This window comes from Pseudomonas sp. NFACC13-1, from assembly GCF_900104425.1.
Lineage (GTDB): Bacteria > Pseudomonadota > Gammaproteobacteria > Pseudomonadales > Pseudomonadaceae > Aquipseudomonas > Aquipseudomonas fluorescens_AA.
This window is the reverse complement of the sequence record NZ_FMXV01000001.1, coordinates 348,992-367,616: the sequence shown is the minus strand read 5'-3', so window position 1 is coordinate 367,616 and position 18,625 is coordinate 348,992. Positions and strand designations below refer to the sequence as shown.

Here is an 18,625-nt window from a genome sequence, read left to right as displayed (position 1 = left end):
GTTTTGTCTGACACACTGCAAGGGGCCGCTGCGCGCCCCAGCGGGGATAAATCCCCTCGCCACAAAAGCGCGCTCTGCATGTCTCCAAGGGGAATGCACCCATGAAACCCTCGCGCCTGCTCTTGATCTGGCTCGCGCTGCTGCTGGCCCTCGGCATTGTGCTGGGCGCGCTACGGGCACTCGGCGTGACCGTGCCGGCGACGCTGCTGTCGATCAACTGGGGGTTGCTGTTGGCCGTACTAGCCCTGGCGCTGCTCGACGCGCTGCGCGTCCGGCGCCTGCCCTCGCCCCGGCTGCAACGGCAAATGCCCGGGAGCCTGGCCCTGGGTCGCTGGGGTGACGTGCGGTTGGACATCAGCCATGACTTTGCCCAGCCGCTGCACGTGCAGCTCTTCGATCACGTACCCGACGGCCTGGACTTCGAAAACCTGCCCCTGTCGGTCGAGCTGCAACCCGGCCAGCACAGCCAGGTCGGCTACCGCCTGCGCCCGCTCAAGCGCGGTCACTTCACCTTCGCCCAGTGCGAAACCAACCTGCCAAGCCCGCTGGGCCTGTGGACCGACAAACGCCTGCTGGAGGCCGTCGACCACACCCGTGTCTACCCGGACTTCGCCCGGCTCTACGACGGGCAACTGCTGGCGGTGGACAATTGGCTCAGCCAACTCGGCATCCGCCAGCGTCAACGTCGTGGCCAGGGGCAGGAATTCCATCAACTGCGGGAATTTCGCGAGGGCGACAGCCTGCGCCAGATCGACTGGAAAGCCACCGCCCGCCACCGCACGCCGATTGCCCGTGAATACGAAGACGAACGCGACCAACAGATCATCTTCATGCTCGACTGCGGCCGGCGCATGCGCAGCCAGGACGGCGAGCTGGCGCACTTCGACCACGCCCTCAACGCGTGCCTGCTGCTCAGCTACACCGCCCTGCGCCAGGGCGACGCCGTGGGCCTGAGCACGTTCGCCAGCGAACAAAGCCGCTACCTCGCCCCGGTCAAAGGCACCGGCCAGCTCAACGTGTTGCTCAACACCGTGTACGACCTCGACAGCAGCCAACGCCCCGCCGACTACCAGGCCGCCGTCACCGAACTGTTGGCCCGGCAAAAACGCCGGGCCCTGGTGGTGCTGGTGACCAACCTGCGGGATGAAGACGATGCGCAACTGCTGGCGGCCGTGAAACGGCTGGGCCAACAGCATCGGGTGCTGGTGGCCAGCCTGCGGGAAGAGGCCCTCGACCGCTTGCGCCAGGCACCGGTGCAAAGCCTGCCTGAAGCCTTGGCCTATTGCGGGACGGTGGATTATTTGAACGCCCGGGCCGAGCTGCATAAGCAGTTGGCCGCCCATGGTGTGCCAACCCTGGATTCGCGCCCCAGCGAGTTGGGGGCGGACCTGGTGACCCAATACCTGGCCTGGAAAAAGGCCGGGACCGCCTAGGTCCTACAGCGAGCCAGCAAAGTTCCAGCTGACTACAGTGCCTTGCGCAACGGACTACAGATCCGCCAGAATCCGCCGGCTTGTGCACCTTGGCCTTGCCCCGTAACTTGATTCGCGTCGCTGATATCCAGCGATCGGGTTTAGTCGCCCGGTGGTAAAAACGGTGTGCACAAGCGTCATCCAGTCGGGTTCCCCTATCCCCGCACTTGATGGTGGCTGTGCGCAGGGCGCCCTCGGGCGCGCCGGGCTTCGTTTTTCCACCGGTCGACTAACCTGCGTCCAGCCGCCACCCCTCGTTTAGTCGCGAACCGGGTGGCAGCACCAATCATGGAAAAACGAATATGATCAAGCCAACCCCCAATCCACCCCATACCGGCTCGCAGTCCCCCCACGAAACCTTCGATCCCGAAAAACTCGACGAAGCCGCCCAAAGAGCCCTGGACTACTACCTCAAGCCCAACAACGGCCAGCCCGACCAGAAAACCGCCAAACACCTGGACTACTTCATCGTCGCCCCCGAGGCCGACCCCGAAGGCATGCTCGCCCACACCTACGAAACCTTCTGCTCGGTGAGCACGCTGATCCTGGATTTATCCGAAGACCTGGAAGGCGCCCCGCGCAACCTGGCCCTGGCGATTCACCAGATGGGCGAGATGGGGGTGTTGTTGCTGGAAAGACTGCTGGATAACGAAGCGAGGGTTCAGCGCTGACAGGCACCCCGTAATCGCTGCGTAAGCGTGTAGGAGCTGTCGAGTGCAACGAGGCTGCGATCTTTCCCCAGACAATTGAGTCTCAAACGAAAGACCAGCAGATCAAGATCAAAAGATCGCAGCCTCGTTACACTCGGCAGCTCCTACAATCGAAGGCATCAAGCCGATTCCGGCAACGGATAGAAACTGAAATATTGCCGCAGCGCATTGATCAGTTGCCCGTACTCCGGCGGCGCCCACGTCAGGCTGAAGCCGGCGTCGAAATGCATTGGCGTCACGTCTTCCTGGCACCACAGGCACCTGGCTTTCAACTTGACGTTTTGCTGTGGTCCCTCATCAGCGGGAATTTTCAGGTGCAAGTCAAAATCCGCACCGATCATCAGCGGAAGATGGCTGATCAGCATCAGCCCATTTTCGGAAACATTGCCCAAAAAACCGATAGGCCTGTCGTTGATACCGTTAAACACTTTGAGGAAATACGGCAACTGATGCCGTTCGATTCGGCGTTCCTTGTACATGTCTTGTATCGCTTTCTTAGCGGCCACCATACCGGGCCTACCGATCACTTCGGAACGAACCCAAGCGAGCCCGCTCTCCCCGATCCCGGTGCCAGACGCTATCAATCGCCTTGGGCCTACTTCTGCCGGTCTCAGGTGCTTCTAAAAGTAGAGATCTAGCTCTAACTACGACTTGTACAAATATAGCCCAAGGTGGGGTGACAACCAGCCCCATGTATCAATTTTCATAAACACGATGGGCAGAGGCAGAGTGGCCAGGATTGCCCCTGGCCACGGGGGGAAGGGTCAAGAAGCTGGACGGATGGCCGAGGCGCTGCGGGTCGGGTAGTGGCCCAGGCTCTGCAGGGTTTCCAGACGGGCGCGAGCGCGGAACGCGTATTCACTGTTAGGGTATTGGGTGATGATGAACTGGTAGGTCTGTGCCGCATCGACAAACAGCTTCTGCCGCTCCAGGCACTGGCCGCGCAGCATCGAGACTTCCGGCTGCATGTAGCGGCGGGCACGGCTGGCGCGGTCGACCTGGGACAACTCGAGCATGACCTGCTCGCAATTGCCACGGTCATAGGCCTTGTAGGCCAGGTTCATGTGGTGGTTCATCGACCAACGGGTGCAGCCCGTGACGCTCAGGGCCAGGGCAACAAAAAGCACGAATCGCATGGGAGGTTCTCCTGTCTTGAGCCCTGTATCGACCTGGCTGGGAAAATCTGTAGGAGCTGCCGAAGGCTGCGATCTTTTGACCTTGACCCGATGTGCTGAGTTTTCGCTCAAGATTCAATTGTCTGGGGAAAGATCGCAGCCTCGTTGCACTCGGCAGCTCCTACGCAATGGTTTGCATTGCAATGGAGTAACGCGCAAAAATTTTCAAGAATGTTCATTTCGAAAAACAAACGAAAAAGTAGTGCATATGAACAATGACTACACCCAAAGAGCATAGTAGCCTTCGCTGGCGCTTGAACTTGAGGAGTCTTGCATGTCCGTCCGTCGCACCAAAATCGTCGCTACCCTTGGCCCGGCCAGTAATTCGCCGGAAGTTCTCGAACAGCTGATTCTGGCTGGCCTGGACGTTGCCCGTCTGAATTTCTCCCACGGCACGCCCGAAGAACACAAGGCACGTGCCAAGCTGGTGCGCGACCTCGCCGCCAAGCACGGCCGCTTCGTTGCCCTGCTGGGTGACCTGCAAGGCCCGAAGATCCGTATCGCCAAATTCGCCAACAAGCGCATCGAGCTGAAGATCGGTGACAAATTCACCTTCTCCACCAGCCATCCGCTGACCGAAGGCAACCAGCAGGTGGTGGGCATCGACTACCCGGACCTGGTCAAGGACTGCGGCGTGGGCGACGAACTGCTGCTCGACGACGGTCGCGTGGTGATGCGCGTCGAGACCGCCTCCGCCACCGAACTGAACTGCGTCGTGACCATCGGCGGTCCGCTGTCGGACCACAAAGGCATCAACCGTCGCGGCGGTGGCCTGACGGCGCCGGCCCTGACCGAAAAAGACAAGGCCGACATCAAGCTGGCCGCGGAAATGGAAGTCGACTACCTGGCCGTGTCCTTCCCCCGTGACGCCGCCGATATGGAATATGCCCGTCAACTGCGCGACGAAGCCGGCGGTACTGCCTGGCTGGTGGCCAAGATCGAACGCGCCGAAGCCGTGGCCGACGACGAAACCCTCGATGGCCTGATCAAGGCCTCCGACGCCGTGATGGTGGCCCGTGGCGACCTGGGTGTGGAAATCGGCGACGCCGAGCTGGTGGGCATCCAGAAGAAAATCATTCTGCACGCACGCCGCCACAACAAGGCCGTGATCGTCGCGACCCAGATGATGGAGTCGATGATCCAGAACCCGATGCCGACCCGCGCCGAAGTGTCCGACGTAGCCAACGCCGTGCTCGACTACACCGACGCCGTGATGCTCTCGGCCGAAAGCGCCGCTGGCCTCTACCCGCTCGAAGCGGTACAAGCCATGGCGCGTATCTGCATCGGCGCTGAAAAGCACCCGACCAGCAAGACCTCCAGCCACCGCATCGGCAAGACCTTCGAGCGCTGCGACGAAAGCATCGCCCTGGCGACGATGTACACCGCCAACCACTTCCCGGGCGTGAAGGCGATCATCGCCCTGACCGAAAGTGGCTACACGCCGCTGATCATGTCGCGCATCCGTTCCTCGGTGCCGATCTACGCGTTCTCCCCGCACCGCGAAACCCAGGCCCGCGCCGCCATGTTCCGTGGCGTCTACACCGTGCCGTTCGACCCGGCCGCCCTGCAACCGGGCGAAGTCAGCCAGGCGGCGGTGGATGAACTGGTCAAGCGGGGCGTCGTGCAGACCGGTGACTGGGTCATCCTGACCAAGGGCGACAGCTACCACACCATCGGCGGCACCAACGGGATGAAAATCCTGCATGTTGGCGACCCGATGGTCTGAGTGACCGAGCGCTGAAAAACAAAAGCCCTGCCATGTGAATGGTGGGGCTTTTTGGTTTTTACCTTGAAGTCTGTGCTGTCTGGTCTGCCGCCATCGCGAGCAAGCTCGCTCCCACAGGGTTTCATGGACACCGCAGACCTACTGTGGGAGCGAGCTTGCTCGCGATGGGGCCAGGCCAGGCGCTCCAGAATTCAATGCCTGTTGATAAAACCCGACAACGCCGCAACCGCCTCGGGCGAGCGCAGGCGTTGGGTGAACAGCTTGCCTTCTTCTTCAATCACCTTGCGCAACAGTTCCCGGTCCGGCGCCCTCATCAGTTGCTTGCTGATGCGCACCGCGTCAGGCGGCAGCGACTCGAAACCCAGCGCCACCTCCCGCGCCTTGGCCAGTGCCGCTTCACCGCTGTCCAGCGCCTCGGTGGCAATGCCCCACGCCACCGCTTGTTCGCCACTGAAGCCCTCACCCAACAGCAACAATTGCGCAGCCCTGGCCTGGCCCAGCAGCCGCGGCAGGATCAGGCTGGAACCGAATTCCGGGCACAGCCCCAGGTTGACGAACGGCATGCGCAGCCGCGCGTCCCGGCTGACGTAGACCAGGTCGCAATGCAGCAACAACGTGGTGCCGATGCCCACCGCCGGCCCGGCCACGGCGGCGATCACCGGTTTGCGGCAATCGAGCAGGCTGAGCATGAACTGGAATACCGGGTTGTCGAGGTCGTTCGGTGGCTGCTCGAGGAAGTCGACGATGTCGTTGCCGGCGGTGAAGCAATCGCTGGAACCGCTGAGCAGCGCCGCGCGGATCTGGGGGTCGCTGTCCGCCATCGCCAGGGCTTGGGCCAATTGATGGTACATGGCCCGGGTCAGGGCGTTTTTCTTGTCCGGGCGGTTCAAGCGCACGGTCAGCAGGCCGCGTTGACGGTCGAGCAACAGGGTTTCGGTCATGATCGGTCTCGCGTCTGGAAATCAGCGCTCAACCACGGGGCAGGAAGACGTCGGCCAGCAGTTGATTGCGCGGCAAGCCAGCCAGGTACAAACGCTTGGCAAAGGCCTCGACCCGGTCGGGATGGCCGCAGAGTAAGGCCTGGGTTTGCCGGGAAACAAGCCGCAGTTGCGCCAAGGCGGACGGCGCCTCGGCCGCGGCCAGCAACTCCACCGAGAGGTTTTCATGCTTGGCCGCCAACGCCGCCAGGGGTTTGGCCAGATAATGCCCGGTCGTATCATGGGCCACGTGAATAAGGCGAATCGCGCCTTGGTGATGCTGGCGCAAGGCTTCGCGCAGGAGACCGAACAACGGCGCCAGGCCCGTGCCAGCGGCGAGCAACCATAGCGGCCTGTCGTGCCAGTCGGCGTCGTAGTGCAAGGCACCGCCACGCAGTTCGCCCAGGCGGATCGGGTCGCCGGCCTTCATCTGCCGGGCCGCGTCGATGAACAGGCCGGGCTCGCGACAATCGAGGTGGAACTCCAGGAAACGGTCTTCTTCGGGCAGGCTCGCCAGGGAATACGGCCGGGCCACCTCGCCGGCCCACAGCACCAGATGCTGCCCGGCCCGATACCGCAGCGGCCGCTCGGGGGTGAGGCGCAGACGCAGCACCTCACCGCCCAGCCAATCCACCGCCATCACCTGGGCGGCCTGGCCGTCGCGTTGCGGGTCGAAGGTATGGATCCGCACATCCTCGACCACCTGGCATTGGCAGGCCAGCCGCCAACCCTGGTCGCGCTGCGTCGGGCTCAAGGCGTCGGGGCGGCTGTCGCGCACATCGCCCCCCACGCACTGCACCAGGCAGGCGTGGCAGCTGCCGGCGCGGCAACTGTAGGGCACCGCCACGCCGGCGCCGTTCAAGGCGTCCAGCAGGTTACTGCCCGCCGCCACCGTCCATTGCCGGCCAGCGACTGTCAGTTCAGGCATCGACATTCTCCCAAGCGGCGGCGCAACGATTGCGGCCGTCTCGCTTGGCACGGTACAGGGCCTGGTCGGCACGCTGCAACGCGTTGTCCAGGTCATCGCCCATTTCCAGCATGGTCATGCCCGCCGACAGGCTGAGGGCGCCGACCTGCAGGCCGATCAGCTCGACTTCGGTGAACGCCAGCCGCAGCCGCTCGCAACAGGCCGTCAGGCGATGGGGGTCGCAAGCGGGCAGCAGCATGACGAATTCCTCGCCGCCGTAACGGGCCAGTACATCGCCCTCGCGCAGGCACGCCGTGGCGACCGCGGCAAACGCCTGCAGCACCTGGTCGCCCGCGGCATGGCCATGCAGGTCGTTGATGCGCTTGAAATGGTCGAGGTCGATCAGGGCCAGGCCATGGGCGACGCCAGGCCGGAGGGTGTTGAGTTCGCGGGAGGCCAGGCGCAGGAAGTGCCGGCGATTGAACAGCCCGGTCAGTTCATCGGTGGCCACCAGGTCTTCGAGCTGGCGCATCATGCCACGCAAGGTGTCCTGGTGCGCCTGCAAGGCAAACCGCCGCTGGCGCATGCGCTGGCGTGAGGTCTGGACGTAGCGGGCGTAAAACACCAGCCACACCAGCACGAGAAACAGCACGGCCACCTGCAACCCGGCCAGGGTGGGATCGGGAAGCCTGAAGAAGTAACCGTCCCAGAGGGTAATCGCGGTGAAGCTGATGAACACCAGCGACGCGCAGCGCACAAAGGCCCGGCGCGACAGATGGAACAACCCGAACAGCAGGATCAGCACATAAAACACCAGGAACACGCCCCGGGCCTGGTCCAGGTGCGCCATCATCCAGGTCTGCCAGCCCAGGCCGATCAACACCTGCACTTCGGTGAGGCTGGGGTCGGCGAAGCGCAGGTTGCGGTCGGTGATAAACAGCGCGAACAGCCCGGCCTGGCACAGCACCACCAACACGCTGCCGATGATGACACCGCGCAACGAGTCCAGGTAATGCCCACTGAAAAATGCCAGCCACAACAAAACCAGTGCCAGCGCGTATGTCGCGGCCGCCAAAGCGAAGCGTTTCAGCAAAAGACGTTGAATGGCGTTATGGGTCAATCGTTGACTCACCATGGGAAAGGAACTGACAGGAGGCGTCCTACGCTACAGGCCAGACGCCACTTTAGTGGCGTGTAGGGCAAATGACCATTCAATTCTGGAGCAGAAAAATGGCGTCAAAGCAATGGCCCAATTGACGCATTGTTGAGTGCTGGCAGATGCCCCCTGTGGCGAGGGGATTTATCCCCGCTGGGCTGCGAAGCAGACCTGAAAGCTGCCACTGCGGTGGGTCAGGTTAATGCCCATCTGTCTTTTGGGGCTGCTTCGCAGCCAGCGGGGATAAATCCCCTCGCCACAGATAAATCCCACTCCATACAGGCCGCTCGCTCCCACAGGGTGCCGGCCTGCGATATACTGCCGCGCCTTTTTAGCGTCGCGCCAGCATGCCCGGCGTGCCTTAAAGAGGTGTCGTCCGTCGACCGATGCACCCAAACGGACGGCACCTTATTGAATGTTCCCGTCTTCAGAGAGGAGCGCGACTCATGACCGTGATCAAGCAAGATGACCTGATACAGAGCGTTGCCGACGCCCTGCAGTTCATTTCCTACTACCACCCCGTGGATTTCATCCAGGCGATGCACGAGGCCTACCTGCGCGAAGAATCGCCGGCGGCCCGTGACTCCATGGCGCAGATCCTGATCAACTCGCGCATGTGCGCCACCGGCCATCGGCCGATCTGCCAGGACACCGGCATCGTGACCGTGTTCGTGCGCGTGGGCATGGACGTGCGTTGGGATGGCGCGACCATGAGCCTGGACGACATGATCAACGAGGGCGTGCGTCGCGCCTACAACCTGCCGGAAAACGTCCTGCGCGCTTCCATCCTGGCCGACCCGGCCGGCGCGCGTAAAAACACCAAGGACAACACCCCGGCGGTCATCCACTACTCCATCGTCCCGGGCAACACCGTGGAAGTGGACGTGGCGGCCAAGGGCGGCGGCTCCGAGAACAAGTCGAAGATGGCCATGCTCAACCCGTCCGACTCCATCGTCGACTGGGTGCTCAAAACCGTTCCGACCATGGGTGCCGGCTGGTGCCCACCGGGCATGCTCGGCATCGGCATCGGCGGCACCGCCGAGAAAGCCGCGGTCATGGCCAAGGAAGTCTTGATGGAATCCATCGACATCCACGAGCTCAAGGCCCGCGGCCCGCAGAACCGTATCGAAGAGATGCGCCTGGAGCTGTTCGAGAAGGTCAACCAACTGGGCATTGGCGCCCAGGGCCTGGGTGGCCTGACCACCGTGCTCGACGTGAAGATCATGGACTACCCGACCCACGCCGCCTCCCTGCCGGTGTGCATGATCCCCAACTGCGCCGCCACCCGTCACGCCCACTTCGTGCTGGATGGCACGGGCCCGGCGTCGCTGGAAGCGCCCCCGTTGGACGCCTACCCGGAAATCGTCTGGGAAGCCGGCCCGTCGGCTCGTCGCGTCAACCTCGACACCCTGACGCCAGAAGACGTGCAAAGCTGGAAGCCGGGCGAAACCGTGCTGCTCAACGGCAAGATGCTCACCGGCCGCGACGCGGCGCACAAGCGCATGGTCGAGATGCTGAACAAGGGTGAAACCTTGCCAGTGGACCTCAAGGGCCGCTTCATCTATTACGTCGGCCCGGTCGACCCGGTCGGCGATGAAGTCGTCGGCCCAGCCGGCCCGACCACCGCCACGCGGATGGACAAGTTCACCCGCCAGATCCTCGAGCAGACAGGCTTGTTGGGCATGATCGGCAAATCCGAGCGCGGCCCGACCGCTATCGAAGCGATCAAGGACAACAAGGCCGTCTACCTGATGGCCGTCGGCGGCGCCGCTTACCTGGTGGCCCAGGCGATCCGCAAATCCAAGGTCCTGGCGTTCGCCGAACTGGGCATGGAAGCGATCTACGAGTTCGAGGTCAAGGACATGCCGGTGACCGTTGCGGTCGATAGCCAAGGCGAGTCGGTGCACATCACCGGCCCTGCCATCTGGCAGAAGAAGATCAGCGACAGCCTGGCGGTCGAAGTGCAGTAACACTTCAGTGCCATGAACAAGGCCGGTGAGCGACAAGCCCACCGGCCTTTTTTTGTGTCCATGTCAGCGATGCTCACTACAGGTACCTGTGGTAATCCTGTGGGAGCCGAGCTTGCTCGCGATAGCGGCCTGTCAGCCAACATCCTCTCTGGATGACCCACTGCCATCGCGAGCAGGCTCGCTCCCACTGTGGCTATCATCGGACACAAATCTTGTGCACAGCCCCCATCTACTGTGGGAGCCGAGCTTGCTCGCGATAGCGGCCTGTCAGTCAATATCCTCTCTGGATGACCCACCGTCATCGCGAGCAAGCTCGCTCCCACAGAGCAACCGCCATGCTATCGTGCCCGCCCGACTTTCCACTGGTTTACGCCAGCATGCTGCCGACCCCCCGTACCTTGCGCCTGTCGTTGTACACCTTGCTGATCCTCGCCGGCGCGGCGGTTGCCGCCACCCTCGCCGTGCGCCACGCCGAACGCGAGGCCTTGAAGGAAGATGCCAGCCGTGCCAGCCAGCAGTTGGCGCTGTACGCCAATTCGTTGCACACCCTGATCGAACGCTACCGCGCCCTGCCCGCCGTGCTGGCGCTGGATCCGGAGTTGCGCTCGGCCCTCAAGGGGCCGGTCAGCGCGGCGCAGCAGGATGCGTTGAATCGCAAGCTCGAACAGATCAATGGCGCCGCCCAATCATCCACACTGGAACTGCTCGACCACAGCGGCCTGGCCGTCGCGGCCAGTAACTGGCGCCTGCCCAGCAGCTATGTCGGGCACAACTATGGCTTTCGTCCCTACTTCATCCAGACCCGCACCCAGGGCACCGGGCGGTTTTATGCGGTGGGCGTGACCAGCGGCATCCCGGGGTACTTTCTCTCCAGCGCCGTGACCGGCGACAACGGCGAGTTCCTTGGCGCGATGGTGGTGAAGCTGGAGTTTCCGGAGCTGGAGCGCGAATGGCGCCAGGGCAGCGACACCCTGCTGGTCAGCGATGCCCGGGGCATCATCTTCATCGCCAATCGCCCGGGCTGGCGTTATCGCCACTTGCAGCCGCTGACCGACAGCGACCGCGCCGAACTCAAGGCCACCCGCCAATACGACAAACAACCGTTGCAAGCCCTGGCCCATGAACCGCTGCGCCGCTTCGACGACAACAGCCGCCTGGCCCGGGTCGAGGCCCCCGGTGGATCGGAGGATTACCTGTGGGAATCCTTGCCGTTGAGCGCCGAAGGCTGGACCCTGCACTTGCTGCGCCGTCCGCAGATCGCCTTCGAGGACCTGCGCAACGCCGGGCTTGCCGCCGCCGGGTTGTGGCTGGCGCTGGTGTTCCTGTTGCTGTTTCTCAACCAGCGCTGGCGCCTGGCAAAGTTGCGCCAGCGCAGCCGCGAAGAGCTGGAACGGCTGGTGGAGGAGCGGACCCGGGACCTGCGCACCGCCCAGGACGGGCTGGTGCAATCGGCCAAGCTGGCGGCGCTGGGGCAGATGTCGGCGGCCCTGGCCCATGAAATCAACCAGCCCTTGACCGCCCAGCGCATGCAATTGGCAACCCTGCGCTTGCTGCTGGATCACGGTCGGGTCGATGACGCCTACAAGGCCCTCAAGCCGGTGGACGACATGCTGACCCGCATGGCCGCCCTCACCGGCCATTTGAAGACGTTCGCCCGCAAAAGCCCCAGTGGCCTGCGCGAACGCCTGGACCTGGCGGCAGTGGTGGACCAGGCGCTGCAACTGCTGGACACGCGCCTGCGGGACGAGCAGGTCAGCACTGTGTTGCACTTGACCCGTCCAGCGTGGGTGCGCGGCGATGCAATCCGCCTTGAGCAGGTGTTGATCAACCTGTTGCGCAACGCGCTCGACGCCATGGCCGGCCAACCTCTCAGGCGCCTGGAAGTGCGCCTGGAGGCCGATGATCAATTGTGGCGCCTGACCGTCAGCGACAGCGGCACCGGCATCGCCGAGGAACACCTGGCCCAGGTGTTCGATCCGTTTTTCACCACCAAGCCCGTGGGCGATGGCCTGGGCCTGGGGCTGGCGGTTTCGTTTGCAATCATCCATGAGTCCGGCGGGCGTCTGAGCGCGGACAACCACGAGAACGGCGCGGTATTCTGCGTGACCTTGCCCATCGATCAGGAGGCGCAACTGCATGCTTGATTCAGTCATGGTCGTGGATGACGAAAGCAGCATCCGCAATGCCGTCGAGCAATGGTTGAGCCTGTCGGGGTTCCAGGTGCAGCTGTTCAGTCGCGCCGACGAATGCCTGGCCCGGTTGCCGGAGCATTTTCCCGGGGTGATCCTCAGCGACGTGCGCATGCCCGGCCTCAGCGGCCTGGAGCTACTGGCCGAAGTACGTCGCCGCGACCCGGACCTGCCGGTGATTCTGTTGACCGGCCACGGTGACGTGCCCATGGCCGTGGAGGCCATGCGCGACGGTGCCTATGATTTCCTGGAAAAACCCTTCAGCCCCGAAGCCCTGCTCGGCAGCCTGCGCCGGGCCCTGGACAAGCGCACCCTGGTCCTGGAAAACCGCCGCCTGCATGAGCAGGCGGACGCCCGCGCCCGCCTCGATGGCACGCTGCTAGGGGTTTCCCGTGCGCTGCAAAACCTGCGGCGCCAAGTGCTGGACCTGGCGGCATTGCCGGTCAACGTATTGATCCGTGGCGAAACCGGCAGCGGCAAGGAATTGGTCGCTCGCTGCCTGCACGATTTCGGCCCGAGGGCGAACAAACCCTTCGTCGCGTTGAACTGCGCGGCCATTCCCGAAGCGCTGTTCGAGGCGGAGTTGTTCGGTCACGAAAGCGGCGCCTTCACCGGCGCCCAGGGCAAACGCATCGGCAAGCTTGAATATGCCGACGGCGGCACGCTGTTTCTCGATGAAATCGAAAGCATGCCCCTGGCCCAGCAGGTCAAGCTGCTGCGGGTATTGCAGGAACAGAAGCTCGAACGCCTGGGCTCCAACCAGAGCATCGCCGTGGACCTGCGCATCATCGCCGCCACCAAGCCCGACCTGCTGGACGAAGCCCGGGCCGGGCGTTTTCGCGAAGACCTGGCCTATCGCTTGAACATCGCCGAGCTACGCCTGCCGCCGCTGCGAGAACGGCGCGAGGACATTCCCCTGCTGTTCGAACACTTCACCCACAACGCCGCCGAACGCCTGGGCCGCCCCGCCGCGCCCCTGAGCGGCCCGCAGTTGAGCCATCTGCTCAGCCACGACTGGCCGGGCAATGTGCGGGAACTGGCCAACGTCGCCGAACGCCAGGTGTTGGGGCTGGATCAACTGCCCGCCCTGGAGACGGAGCCGGGCCAGTCCCTCGCGGCCCAGCAGGAAGCCTTCGAAGCCCAATGCCTGCGCGCCGCCCTGACTCGGCACAAAGGTGATGTGAAAGCCGTGCTCGAAGAACTGCAACTGCCACGCCGCACCTTCAATGAAAAGATGCAGCGGCATGGGTTGAGCCGGGAGATGTTTTTGTAGGTTTCTGTGGCGCCTGCACTGGCGCCATCGCGAGCAAGCTCGCTCCCACAGGGTTATGCGTACACAGACAAAAATGTGGGAGCGAGCTTGCTCGCGATGAGGTCAGAGCCAACACCCCCGAATAAGCGGATTTCCGCTCACCACCAATCGAAAACAAGCGGATTTCCGCTCACTCGACACCGCAAACCCCTCTAGACCGGCCCTCCAGCGCCTGGCACAGCTCCTGCTATAGCCCTGTCAGGCTGCGTTCCCGCGCGCTCCACAAAAACAATTAAATGAAGGATCCTTCGATGGATAACTCCAACGCCCTGCCCATTGGGTCGGCTGCCGTGCCCGCCCGTGAAAGAACCACCGCCAGCCGGATCAAATCGATCTTCAGCGGCTCGGTCGGCAACATGGTCGAGTGGTATGACTGGTACGTCTACGCCGCGTTCTCGTTGTACTTCGCCAAAGTCTTCTTCCCCAAGGGCGATACCACCGCCCAATTGCTCAACACCGCCGCGATCTTCGCCGTGGGCTTCCTGATGCGCCCGATCGGCGGCTGGTTGATGGGCCTGTACGCTGACCGCGCCGGGCGCAAACGTGCGTTGATGGCCTCGGTGTACCTGATGTGCTTCGGCTCGCTGATCATCGCCTTGAGCCCGAGCTACGAAACCATCGGCGTCGGCGCGCCGATCCTGCTGGTGTTCGCTCGCCTGCTCCAAGGCCTGTCGGTGGGTGGCGAGTACGGCACCTCGGCAACCTACCTGAGCGAGATGGCGACCAAGGAACGTCGCGGCTTCTTCTCCAGCTTCCAGTACGTGACCCTGATTTCCGGCCAGCTCATCGCCTTGGGTGTATTGATCGTGCTGCAACAGTTCCTCACCACCGAACAGTTGTACGCCTGGGGCTGGCGCATCCCGTTCGCCATCGGCGCACTGTGTGCGGTCGTGGCGCTGTACCTGCGGCGCGGCATGGAAGAAACCGAGTCGTTCACCAAGAAAGAGAAGTCCAAGGAAAGCGCCATGCGCACCTTGCTGCGCCACCCCAAGGAACTGATGACCGTGGTCGGCCTGACCATGGGCGGCACGCTGGCGTTCTACACCTACACCACCTACATGCAGAAATACCTGGTGAACACCGTCGGCATGAGCATCTCCGACTCCACCACCATTTCCGCCGCCACACTGTTCCTGTTCATGTGCCTGCAACCGGTGATCGGCGGGCTGTCGGACAAGATCGGTCGCCGGCCGATCCTGATCGCCTTCGGTATCCTTGGCACCCTGTTCACCGTGCCGATCCTCACCACCCTGCACACCATCCAGACCTGGTGGGGTGCGTTCTTCCTGATCATGGCCGCGCTGATCATCGTCAGCGGCTACACCTCGATCAACGCCGTGGTGAAGGCCGAGCTGTTCCCCACCGAAATCCGCGCCCTGGGCGTCGGCCTGCCCTACGCACTGACCGTGTCGATCTTCGGCGGCACCGCTGAATACATCGCCCTGTGGTTCAAGAGCATCGGCATGGAAACCGGCTACTACTGGTACGTGACGGCCTGCATCGCCGTGTCGCTGCTGGTGTACATCACCATGAAAGACACCGGCAAGCATTCGCGGATCGTGACCGACTGACAGGGTTCAACCGCCACCGCAACGGTGACGGTGATGGCCCCATCGCGAGCAAGCTCGCTCCCACAGGATTAGCGTAAATCCCTGTGGGAGCGAGCTTGCTCGCGATTGGAGACAACTCGGTCTCAAGTCAACTCAGCAGTGCCCTGCTTGCCATAACGCTTCTGCGCATAGGTCGCGCCAGCGATCATCACGATCAATATCCCCGCCAACACCGCCGATGAACCGATGGTGCCGAAATCAAGGCCGCCTTTTTCATGAGGCTTGGTCATCAAGTCGCCCAGGGTCGCCCCCAGGGGACGGGTCAGCACGAACGCGATCCAGAACAACGCCACCGACGAAATACGGGTGAAGTACTTGAGCGCCACGACCACGGCAATGGTCGAGCTGATCAACAGTGCGCCGCCAGCGAAGCCCAAGCCCGAATCGTCGGCCAGGTAATCGCCGAGGGCAGTGCCCAACGTGTTGGAAAACAGAATCGCCATCCAATAGAACATCTCGCCGCGAAAGGTCTGCACCTTGGTGACATTGAGCGAATCACCACTCAGGCGCCAGGCGGCGAAGATCGCCAGCAGAATCGCAATCAGGATCATCGACCCGGTGGCGTAACCCAACTCCAGGGTGCGATCCATGAAATCGGACATCGTGGTGCCCGCCGTGCTGGTGGACAGGATCACGATCCAGTACAGCACTGGCTTGTAAGTCTTGGCCATCAACTGCGTGATCAGGGTCAGGACAAACACACTGATCAACATGAGCGAACTGATCGCGTAACCGACATCGAGGGTCATCGACAGCAGATCTCCCGCGGTTTCGCCAAGGGTCGTCGCGCAGATTTTCATGACCCAGAAGGCCAAGGTGATTTGAGGCAGTTTATTCATCGCAGGGCTCCGGAGTGTGGCAGCTGACTCTTGGGGTCCAGCCGTGGGGGCAAGTTGACATCGCGGCGGTGAAAAGCAGGTCCGTAATCTATGAAAAATCTGTCATTGAACTGGGATTAATCGCCCGTTAATGCACTTGCCACACCCTGGGTTCACTGAATCGATGACCTGCGCGACGTTCGCTCCGACGATGGAAGCGATTGAATACGCCGCCCTTAATATCTAGTTAATCGATTGTTTTTAGCATTATTTTGCGCTTTTTAATCAACTTAGTTGGCGTAGCATTCAACCCATGCAAGACACACATCGCCCACGAATCCGGAGTGACCACCATGAAAACCCAACTGATCCTCGCCCTGACCCTGTCCGTGTTGGCCGCCAACACCTTCGCCGCTGACGGTTTCGACAAGACCGGTGCCGCCTCCTTCGGTGCCAACGCCAGCGCAGCCATCGAACGCAGCCCTGCCGGTCATTACGCCGCCGACGGCTTCGACAAGACCGGCACCGCCGACGCCATCGCCGCCGATGGTTTCGACAAGACCGGCACCGCCGACGCCATCGCCGCCGACGGCTTCGACAAGACTGGCACCGCCGACGCCATCGCCGCTGACGGCTTCGACAAGACCGGCACCGCCGACGCCATTGCCGCTGACGGCTTCGACAAGACCGGCACTGCCGAAGCAATTGGTTGATGATTGAACGTCAAAAGATCGCAGCCTTCGGCAGCGCCTACGGATTGAACACGGTCCTGTAGGAGCTGCCGGAGGCTGCGATCTTTTTTTGCATCACCCAATCTGGAAATAAAAGGCCCAGCCTTGCACTATTGGCCGCCTATGAATGCCTTTCCAGGAAACGCCCGCCATGCCCGATGACATCCATTACTACGAACCCGCCAACGGTCACGGCCTGCCACACGATCCATTCAACGCCATCGTCGGCCCGCGCCCCATCGGCTGGATTTCGTCCCAAGATGGCGAAGGCCGCTTGAATCTGGCGCCCTACAGTTTCTTCAACGCCTTCAATTACATTCCACCGATCATTGGGTTCTCCAGCGTCGGGCGCAAAGACAGCCTGAACAACATCGAACAGACCGGTGAGTTCGCCTGGAACCTGGCCACCCGACCGCTCGCCGAGCAGATGAACCAGAGCTGCGCGATGGTCGGCCCAGAGGTCAATGAGTTCGAACTGGCGGGCCTGACGGCCGCCCCGTCACGGGTGATCCAGGTGCCGCGCGTCGCCGAAAGCCCGGTGTCCTTTGAATGCAAGGTCACACAGATCATTCAATTGCAGCGGGCGGACAAAGGGCTGGTGCCAAGCTGGCTGATCCTCGGCGAAGTGGTCGCCGTGCATATCGCCCAGTGGCTGTTGAAGGATGGGGTGTACGACACCGCCGCCGCCGAGCCGATCTTGCGCGGGGGTGGGCCGGCGGATTATTTCCAGCTGGGGCCTGAGGCGTTGTTCAAGATGCATCGCCCCAAATAGAAGCTTGCCCATCACACTCTGTGGCGAGGGGATTTATCCCCGCTGGGCTGCGGAGCAGCCCCCAATACCTTCCTGACACTGAGTTGCCTGGACTGTTTTAGGGCCGCTTCGCGCCCCAGCGGGGATAAATCCCCTCGCCACAGGTGTAGGTCATCCCAACAGGTGACACGGGTTTACCAGACCAGCCCGCCCTCGTCGTCGACACCCTGGAGATGGGTGAGCTGCACGGCAGCGGCTTCATCGGCTTCGGTCGCGGTCTTGAAGCTCTGGTCTTCAAGCACCTTGTTGAAACGCGGCGCACCTGAGCCGCCGATGGCCTTGGTGGCAATGGCGGCGTTGTAACCGCCGCCCTCCTTGGGAACAACGGCGGAAACGGCTTCAAAGGTATCAAAGGCTTTACGTGCCATGTTTGTGCATCCTGGCGGTGGAAAATGACGGTCATTAAACCTTCAACCGGCCAGTTTGTGTACCTGTGCCCGGCACCCTTCGGTCGCCTGAGCGGCGGAGACTTCCCTAAAGGTGTGGAAATCCAGGCTGCTCACCACCAGGTCCTGCACCAGCTCGGCGAAAATCGCCATGGCCGGTGAGTTGAAGTAGGCGTCCATCGACGGCTGATTGACCCAGAGCCCGGACACCAGCCACAAATCAGCGTCGCATTGCGATTGCTGCAAGGCGAAGTGCAGGCAACCGGGCGCCTGGCGCGAGGGCGCGATCAGCGTACTCAGGCGTGCACCCAGTTGCTTGGAGCAACCACGGCGGGCCCGGACAAAAGCCATGTGGCTGACGGGGATCTGTGTAGTCATGCTCAACCCTCCCAGGTAATCCATTGTGCAGCCGGGGACAGGCTGCGACAGGATCAAAGGTTAAGCGCCACGACGCGAGCTTCGTTAGTCGATTCCTGCCGACCCGTTGCACAATCCTGCGCATCGGTTGCACAAGAGCCGCCATCGAACCCGCTGCCGACTGCGAAGTTGAAACAAAAGGTTTCAAGCAAGTTTCACCCGCATTGACCCGTCATGGCCCATTGCGCCGTGCAGGATCAGGCAAGCTTTCAACAGGATGTTGCTACCGCTGTGCCTTGCACAAACATAAGCTTCGTT

17 protein-coding genes are annotated in these 18,625 nt (G+C 62.4%); 9 read left to right on the top strand and 8 right to left on the bottom strand.

The features are described 5' to 3' along the window. Positions 1-101: 101 nt before the first annotated feature. Positions 102-1,433, top strand: coding sequence for a DUF58 domain-containing protein (locus tag BLQ55_RS01680; protein ID WP_092201423.1), 1,332 nt, complete (start codon positions 102-104; stop codon positions 1,431-1,433). Between the two features lie 341 nt (positions 1,434-1,774). After that, entirely contained in the window at positions 1,775-2,143 is a 369-nt protein-coding gene (locus BLQ55_RS01675; RefSeq protein WP_092251986.1) for a DUF6124 family protein, read from the top strand. Positions 2,144-2,301: 158 nt separating this feature from the next. Here the strand turns inward: BLQ55_RS01675 and BLQ55_RS01670 are convergent, their stop codons facing one another. Continuing rightward, positions 2,302-2,661 carry a PilZ domain-containing protein gene (locus BLQ55_RS01670; protein WP_092201419.1) on the bottom strand — a complete coding sequence of 120 codons (360 nt, stop codon included), beginning with the start codon at positions 2,659-2,661 and terminating at the stop codon, positions 2,302-2,304. Between the two features lie 285 nt (positions 2,662-2,946). Then, complete coding sequence (locus tag BLQ55_RS01665) at positions 2,947-3,318, bottom strand: tetratricopeptide repeat protein (RefSeq protein ID WP_092201417.1); 372 nt, start codon at positions 3,316-3,318, stop codon at positions 2,947-2,949. A 313-nt stretch (positions 3,319-3,631) separates the two neighbouring features. Between BLQ55_RS01665 and pyk the strand changes: the two genes are divergently transcribed. Continuing rightward, positions 3,632-5,083 (top strand): pyruvate kinase, encoded by a 1,452-nt coding sequence (gene pyk / locus BLQ55_RS01660; RefSeq protein WP_092166364.1) that lies wholly within the window; start codon positions 3,632-3,634, stop codon positions 5,081-5,083. Between the two features lie 191 nt (positions 5,084-5,274). Here the strand turns inward: pyk and BLQ55_RS01655 are convergent, their stop codons facing one another. The 3 genes from BLQ55_RS01655 to BLQ55_RS01645 are packed head-to-tail and all read right to left on the bottom strand — an operon-like array spanning position 5,275 to position 8,087. Beyond that, positions 5,275-6,024 carry an enoyl-CoA hydratase-related protein gene (locus BLQ55_RS01655; protein WP_092251984.1) on the bottom strand — a complete coding sequence of 250 codons (750 nt, stop codon included), beginning with the start codon at positions 6,022-6,024 and terminating at the stop codon, positions 5,275-5,277. A 28-nt stretch (positions 6,025-6,052) separates the two neighbouring features. Then, positions 6,053-6,988, bottom strand: a complete 936-nt coding sequence (locus BLQ55_RS01650; protein ID WP_092201413.1) for an iron-sulfur-binding ferredoxin reductase — start codon at positions 6,986-6,988, stop codon at positions 6,053-6,055. After that, the gene (locus tag BLQ55_RS01645; RefSeq protein ID WP_060743142.1) at positions 6,981-8,087 is read right to left on the bottom strand and encodes a GGDEF domain-containing protein; all 1,107 of its coding nucleotides are present in this window, start codon (positions 8,085-8,087) and stop codon (positions 6,981-6,983) included. The genes BLQ55_RS01650 and BLQ55_RS01645 overlap by 8 nt, the downstream gene beginning before the upstream one ends. A gap of 482 nt (positions 8,088-8,569) precedes the next feature. Here BLQ55_RS01645 and BLQ55_RS01640 point away from each other — a divergent pair, with 482 nt between their 5' ends. The 4 genes from BLQ55_RS01640 (at position 8,570) to BLQ55_RS01625 (ending at position 15,165) form a co-directional block, all read left to right on the top strand. Next, on the top strand, positions 8,570-10,093 hold the full coding sequence (locus tag BLQ55_RS01640) for a fumarate hydratase (RefSeq protein ID WP_060740866.1): 1,524 nt from the start codon (positions 8,570-8,572) through the stop codon (positions 10,091-10,093). A gap of 377 nt (positions 10,094-10,470) precedes the next feature. Continuing rightward, the gene (locus tag BLQ55_RS01635) at positions 10,471-12,237 is read left to right on the top strand and encodes a sensor histidine kinase (protein WP_092252128.1); all 1,767 of its coding nucleotides are present in this window, start codon (positions 10,471-10,473) and stop codon (positions 12,235-12,237) included. Continuing rightward, on the top strand, positions 12,230-13,555 hold the full coding sequence (locus tag BLQ55_RS01630) for a sigma-54-dependent transcriptional regulator (protein ID WP_092201411.1): 1,326 nt from the start codon (positions 12,230-12,232) through the stop codon (positions 13,553-13,555). Before BLQ55_RS01635 ends, BLQ55_RS01630 begins: the two co-directional genes overlap by 8 nt. Positions 13,556-13,845: 290 nt before the next feature. Next, positions 13,846-15,165 carry an MFS transporter gene (locus BLQ55_RS01625; protein ID WP_092251982.1) on the top strand — a complete coding sequence of 440 codons (1,320 nt, stop codon included), beginning with the start codon at positions 13,846-13,848 and terminating at the stop codon, positions 15,163-15,165. Between the two features lie 122 nt (positions 15,166-15,287). On the opposite strand, the gene BLQ55_RS01620 is transcribed toward BLQ55_RS01625, so the two are convergent. Continuing rightward, positions 15,288-16,043 (bottom strand): COG4705 family protein, encoded by a 756-nt coding sequence (locus BLQ55_RS01620; RefSeq protein WP_092205127.1) that lies wholly within the window; start codon positions 16,041-16,043, stop codon positions 15,288-15,290. 332 nt (positions 16,044-16,375) lie between these two features. Here BLQ55_RS01620 and BLQ55_RS01615 point away from each other — a divergent pair, with 332 nt between their 5' ends. Beyond that, entirely contained in the window at positions 16,376-16,735 is a 360-nt protein-coding gene (locus BLQ55_RS01615; RefSeq protein WP_092251980.1) for a hypothetical protein, read from the top strand. A gap of 169 nt (positions 16,736-16,904) precedes the next feature. Continuing rightward, entirely contained in the window at positions 16,905-17,525 is a 621-nt protein-coding gene (locus BLQ55_RS01610) for a flavin reductase family protein (RefSeq protein ID WP_092205129.1), read from the top strand. 173 nt (positions 17,526-17,698) lie between these two features. On the opposite strand, the gene BLQ55_RS01605 is transcribed toward BLQ55_RS01610, so the two are convergent. Next, entirely contained in the window at positions 17,699-17,932 is a 234-nt protein-coding gene (locus BLQ55_RS01605; protein ID WP_092251978.1) for a hypothetical protein, read from the bottom strand. A gap of 42 nt (positions 17,933-17,974) precedes the next feature. Next, positions 17,975-18,328: a putative quinol monooxygenase gene (locus BLQ55_RS01600; protein ID WP_092251976.1), complete on the bottom strand. Its 354-nt coding sequence runs from the start codon at positions 18,326-18,328 to the stop codon at positions 17,975-17,977. Between the last annotated feature and the right edge of the window lie 297 nt (positions 18,329-18,625).